This window comes from Micromonospora sp. KC606 (assembly GCF_004348675.1).
GTDB lineage: Bacteria > Actinomycetota > Actinomycetes > Mycobacteriales > Micromonosporaceae > Micromonospora.
On record NZ_SMKN01000040.1, the window covers coordinates 1 to 12,638 of the forward strand.

The 12,638-nt window shown below is 72.9% G+C and carries 13 protein-coding genes; 6 read left to right on the top strand and 7 right to left on the bottom strand.

The genetic code is table 11. The features are described 5' to 3' along the window. Window positions 1–138 precede the first annotated feature (138 nt). The 3 genes from E1193_RS11540 to E1193_RS11550 are packed head-to-tail and all read right to left on the bottom strand — an operon-like array spanning window position 139 to window position 1,851. Entirely contained in the window at window positions 139–735 is a 597-nt protein-coding gene (locus E1193_RS11540) for a DNA-3-methyladenine glycosylase I (protein ID WP_132183014.1), read from the bottom strand. Between the two features lie 40 nt (window positions 736–775). Further along, complete coding sequence (locus tag E1193_RS11545) at window positions 776–1,291, bottom strand: SRPBCC family protein (protein WP_132183016.1); 516 nt, start codon at window positions 1,289–1,291, stop codon at window positions 776–778. Beyond that, window positions 1,288–1,851: a DivIVA domain-containing protein gene (locus E1193_RS11550; RefSeq protein ID WP_132183018.1), complete on the bottom strand. Its 564-nt coding sequence runs from the start codon at window positions 1,849–1,851 to the stop codon at window positions 1,288–1,290. The genes E1193_RS11545 and E1193_RS11550 overlap by 4 nt, the downstream gene beginning before the upstream one ends. Before the next feature lie 155 nt (window positions 1,852–2,006). On the opposite strand from E1193_RS11550, the gene folP reads away from it, so the two are divergent. After that, complete coding sequence (folP, locus tag E1193_RS11555; RefSeq protein WP_132183020.1) at window positions 2,007–2,876, top strand: dihydropteroate synthase; 870 nt, start codon at window positions 2,007–2,009, stop codon at window positions 2,874–2,876. 6 nt (window positions 2,877–2,882) lie between these two features. On the opposite strand, the gene ndhC is transcribed toward folP, so the two are convergent. Further along, the gene (gene ndhC / locus E1193_RS11560) at window positions 2,883–3,260 is read right to left on the bottom strand and encodes an NADH-quinone oxidoreductase subunit A (protein ID WP_132183022.1); all 378 of its coding nucleotides are present in this window, start codon (window positions 3,258–3,260) and stop codon (window positions 2,883–2,885) included. 145 nt (window positions 3,261–3,405) lie between these two features. Between ndhC and E1193_RS31825 the strand changes: the two genes are divergently transcribed. From E1193_RS31825 to E1193_RS11575, 3 genes are all read left to right on the top strand, one after another. Beyond that, window positions 3,406–4,812 (top strand): hypothetical protein, encoded by a 1,407-nt coding sequence (locus E1193_RS31825; protein ID WP_165945710.1) that lies wholly within the window; start codon window positions 3,406–3,408, stop codon window positions 4,810–4,812. 292 nt (window positions 4,813–5,104) lie between these two features. Continuing rightward, the gene (locus E1193_RS11570; RefSeq protein WP_132183024.1) at window positions 5,105–6,952 is read left to right on the top strand and encodes a 2-oxoacid:acceptor oxidoreductase subunit alpha; all 1,848 of its coding nucleotides are present in this window, start codon (window positions 5,105–5,107) and stop codon (window positions 6,950–6,952) included. Then, window positions 6,945–7,979, top strand: coding sequence for a 2-oxoacid:ferredoxin oxidoreductase subunit beta (locus E1193_RS11575; RefSeq protein WP_132183026.1), 1,035 nt, complete (start codon window positions 6,945–6,947; stop codon window positions 7,977–7,979). The genes E1193_RS11570 and E1193_RS11575 overlap by 8 nt, the downstream gene beginning before the upstream one ends. Window positions 7,980–8,075: 96 nt before the next feature. On the opposite strand, the gene E1193_RS11580 is transcribed toward E1193_RS11575, so the two are convergent. Then, window positions 8,076–9,092, bottom strand: a complete 1,017-nt coding sequence (locus tag E1193_RS11580) for a potassium channel family protein (protein WP_132183028.1) — start codon at window positions 9,090–9,092, stop codon at window positions 8,076–8,078. 151 nt (window positions 9,093–9,243) lie between these two features. Between E1193_RS11580 and E1193_RS11585 the strand changes: the two genes are divergently transcribed. Further along, on the top strand, window positions 9,244–9,891 hold the full coding sequence (locus E1193_RS11585; protein ID WP_132183030.1) for a helix-turn-helix transcriptional regulator: 648 nt from the start codon (window positions 9,244–9,246) through the stop codon (window positions 9,889–9,891). A gap of 137 nt (window positions 9,892–10,028) precedes the next feature. Then, window positions 10,029–10,625: an ATP-dependent Clp protease proteolytic subunit gene (locus tag E1193_RS11590; protein WP_132183032.1), complete on the top strand. Its 597-nt coding sequence runs from the start codon at window positions 10,029–10,031 to the stop codon at window positions 10,623–10,625. A gap of 153 nt (window positions 10,626–10,778) precedes the next feature. On the opposite strand, the gene E1193_RS11595 is transcribed toward E1193_RS11590, so the two are convergent. After that, the gene (locus E1193_RS11595) at window positions 10,779–11,660 is read right to left on the bottom strand and encodes a trypsin-like serine protease (RefSeq protein WP_207922666.1); all 882 of its coding nucleotides are present in this window, start codon (window positions 11,658–11,660) and stop codon (window positions 10,779–10,781) included. 358 nt (window positions 11,661–12,018) lie between these two features. Then, window positions 12,019–12,531, bottom strand: a complete 513-nt coding sequence (locus E1193_RS11600) for a hypothetical protein (RefSeq protein WP_132183034.1) — start codon at window positions 12,529–12,531, stop codon at window positions 12,019–12,021. Window positions 12,532–12,638 lie beyond the last annotated feature (107 nt).

Consider the following 12,638-nt stretch of genomic DNA (forward strand, 5'->3'; position numbering starts at 1 on the left):
GGAACTCCAGGGAATCGTGGTGGACAAGGCGCTCGGCGTCGAGGCGCCCCGGCGGGAGGAGCACCGCCCAGGCGCGCTCACCCCGCCCGGTGCCCCCGCCGCCGTCGGTCGCGCCGCTGGCGCGGTGGTCGGTCGCGGTCATGCCCCAATCCCATCACGCCCCGCCGCGACGACGACGTGGCAGGCCGCGAGGTGGTCGTCGACCATCCCGGTCGCCTGCATCAGGGCGTAGGCAGTGGTCGGGCCGACGAACCGGAAACCGCGCCGCTTGAGCTCCTTCGCCAACGCGGTGGACTCGGGGGTTAGCGCCGGCACCTGCGCGAACGACTCTGGCCGGCTCACCCGGGCCGGCGGCGAGTACGACCAGAGCAGCGCGGAGAGCCCTTCCGGCAGCGCCATGGCGGCGCGGGCGTTGGCGACCGCCGCCTCGATCTTGGCGCGGTTACGGATGATGCCCGCGTCGGCGAGCAGGCGGGCGACGTCGGCCTCGCCGTAGCCGGCGACCCGCTCGATCCGGAAGTCGTCGAAGGCGCGCCGGAACGCCGGTCGCTTACGCAGGATCGTCAACCACGACAGGCCGGACTGGAACGCCTCCAGCGTCAGCCGCTCGTAGAGCGCGTCGTCGCCGTGCAGCGGCCGACCCCACTCTGTGTCGTGGTAGACAACGTAGTCCGGGGTGCTCGCGCCCCAGGCGCAGCGGGGCAGCCCGTCCGGGCCCGTCACCAGGTCAGTCACGGCGTACACGGTAGGGCAGGTCCCCGACAGCGGGCCCGGGTCAGGGCAGCCGCCCCTGCTCGACCAGGCGGGCGAACCGCTTCAGGGCCAGGGTCAGGCTGGCCTTGGAACCCGGCCAGAGCAGGGGCCAGGCCAGCCGGCCGGCGGCCCCGCCGGGCAGGTGGAACCACTCGTGCCAGACCACCTGGGTGCGGTCGCGGGCCAACGGGGTGCAGCGCAGCACGCCCGGCCCGCGCAGCAGCCGGCCGCAGTGCACCACGCCGACCTCGTACGGCACGTCGACCCGGACCACCCGCATCTCGTCGCGGAGCACGGCCGGGCCGAGCGCGGTGACCGCCTCGACCAGGCTGCCCTCGCCGCCGTCGCCCTCGACGACCCGGACGGTGGTCAGCGGGATCCAGTCGGACTGCCGCTCCCAGTCGGTGAGCCCGGCGAAGACGCGGTCGGCGGGGGCGTCGACGATCACCGTGGCGGTGAACTCGCCGGCGCCCCGGCGGGCCGCCTCGCGCAACCCGTCCGCGCCAACCCTGCCGCCCGCGCCGTCGGCGCCGCTCACGCGGGCTCCGAGCGGACCTTGACAGTGTCGGACGGGTCACCGTCGGCCATGGTGGGAGCGTCGGTCGGGCCGATGGTGCCGGCGCCGGCGGCGCGCAGGGCGGGCGTGCCGCCGAGGGGAGCCGGCGCGTCGGCGTCCGGTGTCTCCCCGGCGGCCTCCCGGTCCGGTGTGCCGGCTGTCGCCGCGGCGGCCGGCGCGGCCCGGGCGGCCTCCTCGCGGGCCCGGCGCAGCTCGTCGGCGTCGGCGGTGCGCCCCTCGCGCAGGGCGGCGACCTCGGCCTCCAGCACGCCGATCAGCTCGGACTTGTAGCCGATGTCGTAGGCGGCGCGGCGCATCGCCTGGTCGACCTGGGCCATCCGGTAGCCGCGCAGCGCGGTGTCGAAGCGGACCTCGCCGACGTCGGACTCACGCAGCGGCCGGCCCGCCGGCAGCGGCACGGCCTCGCCGTCGGGCTCGGCCGGCACCAGGCCGGGGTCCCGCCCGGAGACCAGCACCGTCACCCCGAAAACCACCGCCGCCACGGTCAACGCGACGACCAGTACGAGCAGAACTCGACCCATGCACAGATCGTGGCACGTCGACCCGCTGTCGAGCGACCCCAACCACGCCGTCGCCGCCGATCCGCCGCCCGACGCCCGCCCCGCCAGCGCGCCGCGCCACCGGATAGCGTCGTCAGCGGTCGGGGTGGTCCGGCCGGGTACGGGCGGGAGGCGGGATGGCCGGGACGCTGCGGCTGGGTGGGCGGACCTTCGCCCCGGGCGAGCTGGTGGTGATGGCGATCGTCAACCGGACGCCGGACTCGTTCTTCGACCGGGGCGCCACCTTCGCGCAGGACAGCGCGTTGCGCGCGGTGGAGCGGGCGGTGGCCGAGGGTGCCGAGATCATCGACATCGGCGGGGTGAAGGCCGGGCCGGGCGACGAGGTCGACGTGGCCGAGGAGATCCGGCGGACGGTGGACACCATCACCGCCGTCCGGGCCGCCTTCCCCGAGGTGGTCATCTCGATCGACACCTGGCGGGCCGAGGTCGCGGTGGAGGCGGTGGCCGTCGGCGCGGACCTGCTCAACGACACCTGGTCGGGGGCCGATCCGGCGCTGGCCCAGGTGGCCGCGGAGACCGGCGTGGGGCTGGTCTGCTCGCACGCCGGCGGCCTCGCCCCACGGACCCGGCCGCACCGGGCGGCCTTCGACGACGTGGTCGCCGACGTGGTGGCGACGGTGACCGGGCTCGCCGAGCGCGCGGTGGCCCTGGGGGTTCGCCGCGACGGCGTCCTCATCGACCCGGCGCACGACTTCGGCAAGAACACCCGGCACTCGCTGGAGATCACCCGGCGGCTCGGCGAACTCGCCGGCACCGGCTGGCCGCTGATGGTGGCGCTGTCGAACAAGGACTTCGTCGGCGAGACGCTGGACCTGCCGGTGCCGGAGCGGCTGGAGGGCACGCTCGCCGCCACCGCCGTCTCGGCCTGGCTGGGCGCGCGGGTCTTCCGCGCCCACCAGGTGCGTCCGACCCGCCGGGTGCTGGACATGGTGGCGGCCATTCGGGGCGACCGCCCGCCGATGCTCACCCGTCGCGGCCTGGCCTGACCGGGCTCAGCTCCAGCGGAGGATGTTCTTCCGCCAGGCGTAGAGGATGCCGAGGGCGACCACGGCCACGAAGACGCCCATCTCGACGACGGTGACCAGACCGAAGCCGGGGCGGTCGAAGACCAACGCCCACGGGAACAGGAACACCGCCTCCACGGCGAAGAGCACGTAGAGGTAGGCGTACACGTAGTAGCGGATCTGCATCTGTGCCCAGTCCCCGCCGACCGGGTCGATGCCGCACTCGTAGCTGGCTCGCTTGCCCCAGGGGTCGGCCGGACGGCCGGGACGTAACATCCGGTTGGCCGAGAACGCCGTAACGAAGAAGAGGACGCTGGCAAGCAGCAGGAGCCCGAGCGTCGCGTACGAGCCCAGGTAACCGGTCACGGTAGGTCAGCCTACCGGGCGACGTCCCACTCCGGCCGGTTCGGGAGTCGTACCGAACATGTTACGGATTTGTTTCTCTGCGGGACTAGTGCTCTCGGACAACTACCACGAATATGGGAATTCCACCCAGCGTCACGGAGGACAGATGCCCCGCGTGGACGTACGCCCCGCCCTGCGGGGACTCGCCCGGCGTACCTCTTCGCTGGTCGCCGCATCGCTCGCGGCCGGACTGGCGGTGGGGCTGGCGGCGGCCCCGAACCTGGCCGTGGCGGCGCCGACGGCCGCCCGGCCCACCGTCGTGGCCCCCGACGCGGCGCTGCCCGGCCGCAAGCCGGCCAAGGACACCAGCACGCCTCCGGTGAAGCCGACGGCCACCAGGCCGGTACCGACCTCCGCACCACCCACCCTGCCACCGGACCCGACGACCCCGGCGCCGGACCCGACCACGACCGCGCCGACCACCACCTCGCCGGGCAGACCAACGCCGACCAGCACCGCGCCGACCCCGTCGCGGGGCGGCACGGCGAGATCGGCTCCGCCGGCCGCGCACCGGCCGGGCGCGCCGGCCGGGCTCGGCGTCCGGATCACCACCCGGGACATCTCGCTCGACCCCGCCTACTGGAACGCGGAGAGCACGGTGACCGAACTGCGGGCCACCGTCGAGAACACTGGGACGGTGACCCAGCAGGTCCGGCTGGACTACACCCTGCCCGCCGGGATGTCCGACGCCGGGACGCCGGGCTGCGAGGCCGCCGGCGGCGGCAGTTGGCGCTGCGGCGAGTGGACCACGACGCCCGGCGACCCGTTCACCAGCGTGATCAAGATACGCGTCGACGGTGACGCCTGGCGGCGCATGCCGCTGAACGGCGTCGTACGGGTCACCGCCACCGCTGCCGGGACAACCGGCGTCGCCGAGGACAACGAGGGCTTCGCGGTGCTCTTCCCGCCCGGGCCGCCGGTGCCCGGGATCCTGCTCGAGGCCGACGAGGTGGCCTTCGACATCAGCGGTGGCGAGACGGAGCTGGCTGTCCGGCTGGGCAACACCGGCCAGGTGGACGCCGCCGGTCGGGTGGAGGTGGTCCTGCCGGCCGGGGTGAGTGTGCCGAGCCCGCCGGCCGGCTGCACGGCGGCCTCGCTGTCGCGTACCCGCTGCGACGTCGGGCTGCTGCCCGCCGGCCGGACGGCGACCCTGCGCCTGCCGGTGGTGGCCACCGCGGACGCCCAGCGGGAGGCGCCGCTGGCCGGGGCGCTGATCGGGGTACTGGACCCACGCAGCGGCCGGACCCGTGAGATCCGGACGAGCTTCAAGATCACTGCAGCGGCGGCGCTCGCCACCCCGGTGGCCACCCCCACGCCGACCGGCTCGCAGGGCGTGCTCGCCGCGGCCGGGGGCGGTACGACCGGCGGCGGGTCGGTGCAGCGCGTCGCGGTCGCCCTGATCGCGATCTCCGTGCTGCTGGTGGTCGTGGCGCTCGCGTGGGCCACCACCTCCCTGCGGCGGCGGATGGACGAACCGGCGCCGGGGCCGGCGGGGAGCCCGGCGGTTGACTGACCGGAGCGGGCGGTAAGGGCCGCCGCCCGGTGATCTGGATTACGGCGGCCACCCCAAAGCGGGGCAAACCCCGACATAAACCCGCTACATCCGTTCCCAGTCGTCGGACCTCCACCAAGGATGACCTAACGACTCGACGTAGGCTCTGGGGTGAGAAACGACAGCGGGCCGGACCAGCCACGGGGTGATTCGGCGCAGCGGCGCGTCAAGGAGGTCACGTGGCCGGGCAAGGCGAGGTCACCACAATGTTCAGCCGCCCGCGTGACGGGGCTGAGCGAAGCGAGGTGCAGGCGTGACCAAGCAGATCCGTCAACTGGACCGGGTGGTCATCCGGTTCGCCGGCGACTCCGGCGACGGCATGCAGTTGACCGGCGACCGGTTCACCTCGGAGACAGCGCAGTTGGGCAACGACATCTCCACGTTGCCCAACTTCCCGGCCGAGATCCGGGCGCCCGCCGGCACGCTGCCGGGCGTGTCGAGCTTCCAGGTGCACTTCGCCGACTACGACATCCTCACCCCCGGCGACGCCCCGAACGTCCTGGTGGCGATGAATCCGGCGGCGCTCAAGGCCAACCTCGCCGACCTGCCGCGCGGGGCCGACATCATCGTCAACACCGACGAGTTCACCCGGCGCAACCTGGCCAAGGTGGGCTACACGACCAACCCGCTGGACGACGACACCCTCGCCGGTTACGTCGTGCACCCGGTCGCGCTGACCTCGATGACGGTCGGCGCGCTGGCCGAGCACGCGGTGTCCAAGAAGGACGCCGAGCGGGCCAAGAACATGTTCGCCCTCGGCCTGCTCTCCTGGATGTACTCCCGGCCGTACGGGTCGACGCTGCGGTTCCTGGAGCGCAAGTTCGCCGCCCGACCGGAACTTGTCGCGGCGAACGTGGCCGCCTTCCGGGCCGGCTGGAACTTCGGCGAGACCACCGACTCGTTCTCGGTGCGGTACGAGGTGAAGCCGGCGAAGATGCTGCCGGGCACCTACCGCAACATCACCGGCAACGCGGCGCTCTCCCTCGGTCTGGTGGCCGCCGGGGTCCGCTCCGGCCTGCCGGTCTTCCTCGGGGCGTACCCGATCACCCCGGCCTCGGACATCCTGCACGAGCTGAGCAAGCACAAGCGGTTCGGCGTGGTCACCATGCAGGCCGAGGACGAGATCGCAGCGGTCGGCGCGGCGCTGGGCGCCTCCTACGGCGGCTCGCTCGGCGTCACCACCACCAGCGGCCCCGGCGTGGCGCTGAAGAGCGAGACCATCTCGCTGGCCGTCGCACTGGAGCTGCCGCTGGTCATCGTCGACGTCCAGCGGGCCGGGCCGTCCACCGGCATGCCCACCAAGACCGAGCAGGCCGACCTCAACATGGCGCTGCACGGCCGGCACGGCGAGGCGCCGGTCGCCGTGATCGCCCCGAAGTCGCCGGCTGACTGCTTCCACGCGGCGCTGGAGGCCGCCCGGATCGCGCTGACCTACCGCACCCCGGTGATCCTGCTGTCGGACAACTACGTCGCCAACGGTTCCGAGCCGTGGCTGCTGCCCGACGTCGAGTCCCTGCCCGACCTGCGGGTGGAGTTCGCCACCGCGCCCAACGGCGAGGACGGCAGCACCTTCCTGCCGTACCTGCGGGACCCGGAGACCCTGGCCCGGCCGTGGGCCGTCCCCGGCACGCCGGGGCTGGAGCACCGGATCGGCGGCCTGGAGAAGGCCGACAAGACCGGCGACATCTCGTACGACCCGGCGAACCACGACTTCATGGTGCGCACGCGCGCCGCCCGGATCGAGACGATCCCGGTGCCGGACGTCGAGGTGGAGGACCCGGACGGCGACGCCCGGGTGCTGGTGCTCGGCTGGGGCTCGACGTACGGCCCGATCGGCGCGGCCTGCCGGGGCCTGCGCCAGCGTGGGCTCTCCGTGGCCCAGGCGCACCTGCGGCACCTGGCTCCGATGCCGGCCAACCTCGGCGAGGTGCTGCGCTCCTACGACCGGGTGGTCATCCCCGAGATGAACCTCGGCCAGCTCGCCCACGTGGTCCGGGCCAAGTACCTGGTCGACGCGATCGGCTACAACCAGGTCCGCGGCCTGCCGTTCACCGCCGCCGAGCTGGAGACGATGCTGGAAGAGGTCCTGAAGAATGTCTGAGCCCGTCGCCCTGAAGCTCACCGCCAAGGACTTCAAGTCCGACCAGGAGGTGCGCTGGTGCCCCGGCTGCGGCGACTACGCCATCCTGGCGGCCGTCCAGGGCTTCATGCCGGAGCTGAACATCCCCCGCGAGAACATCGTCTTCGTCTCGGGCATCGGCTGCTCGTCCCGCTTCCCGTACTACATGAACACCTACGGGATGCACTCGATCCACGGCCGCGCCCCGGCGATCGCCACCGGGCTGTCGGTGTCCCGGCCGGACCTGTCGGTCTGGGTGGTCACCGGTGACGGCGACGCCCTCTCCATCGGCGGCAACCACCTGATCCACGCGCTGCGCCGCAACGTCAACCTCAAGATCCTGCTGTTCAACAACCGGATCTACGGGCTGACCAAGGGGCAGTACTCGCCCACCTCCGAGGTTGGCAAGATCACCAAGTCGACTCCGGCCGGCTCGGCGGACGCCCCGTTCAACCCGCTGTCGCTGGCGCTGGGCGCGGAGGCCACCTTCGTCGCCCGCACCATCGACTCCGACCGCAAGCATCTCCAGTCGGTGCTGCGGGCCGCCGCGCAGCACTCCGGCTCGGCCTTCGTGGAGATCTACCAGAACTGCAACATCTTCAACGACGGCGCGTTCGACCAGCTCAAGGAGCCGGCCACCCGGGACGACCACCTGATCCGGCTGGAGCACGGGCAGCCGATCACGTTCGGCTCCGCCGGGCAGTTCTGCGTCGTCCACCCGCCGGGCGGGTTCGGGCTGGAGGTCCGGGAGACCGCCAACACCCCGACCGAGGAGATCGTGGTGCACGACGCCACGGTCACCGACCCGGCGTACGCGTTCGCCCTGTCCCGGCTGCCCGGGCCGGACCTGCGCAACACCCCGATCGGCGTGTTCCGCGCCGTCGACCGCCCGTCGTACGACAGCGTCGTGCAGGAGCAGGTGGCCACCGCCAGGGCGAAGGTCACCGAACCCTCGGAGCAGCAGCTCGCCGGCCTGCTGGCCAGCGGCGACACCTGGACGATCCTCTGATCAGCTGACCGCGACCGACGACGGCGGCCGTCCCCACACCGGGGGTGGCCGCCGTCGTCGCGATGTCAGGGGGTGGAGGTGCTGGCCGCCGCGATGTCAGGGGGTGGAGGTGCTGGCCGTCGGACGGTCGTCGCGGACGTGCACCAGCATGTCGCCGGTCTCGATGACCGCGCCGGCCTTGTCGGCCAGGGTCACCACCTTGCCCCGGCGGACCAGCGCGATCACCAGCGACTCCAGCTCCCGTGGCGACTTGCCCACCTCGTGCCGCTCGGCCGAGCGCATCGCCAGCGCCATGCCCTGGCCGGGGGTGAGCAGATCCTCCACCACGTCGATCAGCGGTGGCGCCGAGGTGGACAGGCCCAGCAGCCGGCCGGCGGTGGCCGAGGAGACGATCACGTGGTGGGCGCCGCTCTGCCGCAGCAGCGGGGCGTTCTCCGCCTCCCGGACGGCGGCGATGATGCGGACCTGGCCGGCGGTGAGCTGCCGGGCGGTGAGCGCCACCAGCACCGAGGCGTCGTCACTGTCAGTCGCGATGATCACCGCCTTGGCGTTGCGGACGTGCGCCTCCTCCAGCACCGACGAGCGGGTGGCGGACCCCTCTATCGCGACCAGCCCGGCCGAGGTGGCCTGCCGCAGTGCGGCGCCACTGCGCTCCACCACCACGATGCGGGACTTGTCCAGCCCGTTCTCCAGCAGCGCGGAGACCGCGCTGCGGCCCTTGGTGCCGTAGCCGCAGATGATGACGTGGTCCTTCACGGTCCTCCTCCACCGACCCAGACGACGGCCGGTCCGGTACTGCTCGGTCAGGACTTCCAGGGTGGTGCCGACCAGGATGATCAGGAAGAGCACCCGGGCCGGGGTGATGAACACCACGTTGACCAGCCGAGCCTCCTGGGAGGCCGGGACGATGTCGCCGTACCCGGTGGTGGAGAGCGACACCACCGCGTAGTAGAAGCAGTCGAGCAGGGTGAGGCCGTCCTCGTTGGCGTCGCGGTAGCCGTCCCGTTCGAGGTAGACCACGGCGACGACGGCGCACACCAACCCGACGGCTGCGGCCACCCGGAGGCTGAGCGCGCTGAGCGGCCCCCGCCGCTGCGCCGGGAAATGGATCACCGCTGGACCTGTCCCGACCTCGCCGTCGCCTGCACGAGCACAACATAGCGGTTGATGGCGCCCCCGCACGCCGGGGTGTCGACCGGGGGCGGCCGGCCGGGCCGGCGGCGGGCATGATGGTGGGTGTCCGGGACGCCCACGAGGAGGCCCCATGTCGTTGCTACGGCGGGTGATCGGCGGCGTGCTCCGCCGGGTGCGCCAGCGTCAGGGCCGTACGCTGCGCGAGGTGGCCGAGGCTGCCGGGGTCTCGCTGCCCTACCTGTCCGAGGTGGAGCGCGGGCGCAAGGAGGCCTCCTCCGAGGTGCTCGCCGCGATCTGCCGCGCCCTCGGGATCAGCCTGTCGGACCTGCTGGAGGAGGCCCGCGACGACCTGCGCCGGGTCGAGCGGCGGGTGCCGGCCGAGCCCCGGGCGGCGCTGGCCCGGCTGGACCGTGCACCGGCCGCCCGCGAGGATGCCGGCCCGCGCCTGCGGATCGGTTTCCACGCCGGCACCCCCACTCCCGAGCCGCGCGCCGCCATGCCCGTCACCGGGTCCGCACCGGTGGCGGCCGGGCGGCTGCTCCGGCTGGGCGGGCCGGCATCGACGGCCGGCGGCCGGCTGTTGCACGTCGGCGGGGCGGACGCCGGGGCCCTGCCGCCGGTGGGCCCGACCGCTCCGTGCCCGGATGCGCCGCTCGGCGGGGCGGAGCTGCGGGTCCGGCTGCTCGCGCCCGCCGGGCGCTCCGGTCCGCGTACTCCCAGGATGCTGGCCCGGCGACGGACCCGCGCGGGCCGGCGGCGGCTGCTGACCGCCCGGTAGGCCCCGGGCGGTTCTGCCCTCGGCGGATCTGCCGGCGGCAGAACCGCTGGGACAACGACCGTCTCCCGGCGCACGCTGGAGGCGCCGGTTCGCCGGGCGGATCCCGTCGCCCGCCGGCAACGTGGAGGGTGGTCACGATGGTCGGGTACGACGTGCGGATGCTGGACGGCGGGCAGGCGTCCTTCGGTGACCAGGTCTTCGAGCGGCTGCTGAGGGAACGGATCGTCTTCCTCGGCACGGAGGTCACCGACGCCTCGGCCAATCAGATCTGCGCCCAGATCCTGCTGCTCGCCGCCGAGGACAGCAGGCGGGACATCTACCTCTACATCAACTCGCCAGGCGGCTCGGTGAGCGCCGGCATGGCCGTCTACGACACGATGCGGTACGTGCCCAACGACGTGGCCACCCTGGCTCTGGGGTTCGCCGGTTCGATGGGGCAGTTCCTGCTCTGCGCCGGGACGGCCGGGAAGCGCTTCGCGCTGCCCCACTCACGGGTCATGATGCACCAGCCCTCCGGCGGGATGGGTGGCACGGCTGCCGACATCACCATCCAGGCCGAGAACATGCTGCACGTCAAGCGGACCATGCAGGAGCTGATCGCCCGGCACAGCGGGCGCACCCTCGACGAGATCCAGCGCGACTGGGACCGGGATCGCTGGTTCACCGCCGAACAGGCCCGCGAGTACGGCCTGATCGACCGGGTGATCAGCCACGCCGACCAGCTCGGCGACTGACCGGTCCGCTTCCCCGGAGCGGCTTGCCTCCCCCGCCGGCGAAGTTTGATTTTCCGCTGCTGTCGGATGCCGACGGGCGGGTGGCCCAACCCCGCCGGGGGGAGAGAGAACGACGGCCGGCGGGACGTCCCGCCGGCCGTCCCGCCGGCCAGGTCAGGGCAGGTCGACGTACTCGCCGAGGAAACCGCGGGCGCTGCCGGTGTCCAGCCGGTACACCACGTTGGTGGCGTAGCAGGGCGCGTCACCGGTGACCGTGGTGGCGGCGAGCACCCGCTGCCCGTCGACGGTGACGAAGTTCGGGCCGCCGGAGTCGCCGTAGCAGGCGCCGCCGTAGCCCCGGGACTCGTTCATCGCCAGCCGGACCCAGGTCTTGTTGAGCGCGTTGAAGCCGACCTCGGCCTTCATCCGGACGCCGCCGCCCGGGTGGACGTGACCGCCCGGGCCCCGCTCGGCCTCCTCGGTGCCGTAGCCCATGACCTCCCACCGTGCCGTGTCGAGCGCCCGGGAGCCCAGGGCGTCGAGCTGACCGGCGGTGGGGAGCGTGGCCGGGGCGAACGACCAGCGCTCGGCCAGCGTGGCGGCCTGGGCATCGTCGAACTCGATCACCGCGATGTCGTGCGAGTCGGCGGAGTTGCCCGGGTAGGCGGGGCTGGTGTGTGCGGTGCCCTCTACACCGACCCGGGCCGCGATCTGCGCCGGGGTGAGCCCGGCGGCCGCGGCGGCGTCCAGCTCACCCTGCACGTCCTGGGCCAGCGAGACGTAGAAGCGCACGCCGGGCGTCCAGCCGGTGGTGCAGTGGGCGGCGGTGAGGAAGGTGTTCCGGTCGACCATCGTGCCGGTGCAGTACCAGTCGACGACATCCGGCGTGGCCGGGTCGCCGTCGCGGTCCCACAGGGCGACGAGCGCGCCGACCTCGGTGCGCTCGGGTGCCGGCACGGCGTTGTACGTGTTGATCGCCGACGCCGGGGCGGCGCCGGCCAGCGCCACGGCGAGCGCCGCTGTGGAAAGCGTGGCGAACAGAGTGGTGCGACGCAAAGGGTCCTCCGGATCACTGACGTGGATACGCGGGCATCGTGCCCGGGCAGCGGGCGGACGCGCCCCCTCGATCGTGTCCGCCGACCGTCACGCAGAAGCCGCGACCCACGGGCTGCGATGCCATCAGAGCCTATGCCGGGAGCGGGGCGCCGCGCGCCGCGCGCGGGCGTAGCGCTTTTCCGCCAGTTCCCGTTACATCGTCCGACGTCGTCGTCGGGGCGCTCTCGCCGTTCCACGTTGGTGTTCGCACGGCAGCGCCGGCATCAGCAGCGGAGCGGCCCGGGCCCCACCGCGCCCGGCCGCTCCAGCGGGCGAAGTCGCCGTTCGTACCGACACCCTGAGGTGGGGCGGGGCAGCGTCATCGGGGGACGCCGGTCGGGCGCTCGACGTCGCCACGAAAGCCCTGGCGGGAACCGACAGCGCCGACCGGGCGCAGGATCGGAGGACGAAGTCGGGTGCTCCACAGCGCCCAGGCGATGAACAGCGCCTGGAATGGCAGGCGCAGCCATGGGTACCAGCCACCGGGCTGACCGTCGACGTCGATGCCGGCCACTGCGACGTAGACGTTACCGGGGAACACGGCGATCAGGTACGCCGCAAGCGCGAGACCGACCGACGGGCGCCACTGACCGCGCACCACCACCAGCGCCACACCGAGCCCGATCTCGATCAATCCGGTGATGACGATGAGCGCCTCAGCGGCGGGCGTCCACGCAGGCAGGTGTTGCAGGAACGGCGTCGGCGACACGAGATGGGCCACCCCTGCGACCACCATGGCGACGGCCATGCCGATCCGTGCCGTCGACCGAGCGTCGAAGCGGTGAGAAACCAGTTGGACCACCGCGGCGAGCAGGGTCGCGATGGCCAACACAACGAAGAAGATCATCTAAGGACTCCGACCGAGACTCAACTTGACACTGCAAAGATGCGCCTCGGAGGCGCAACTTGTCAATGAAAAGATGGTGGTTGGTGGCGGTG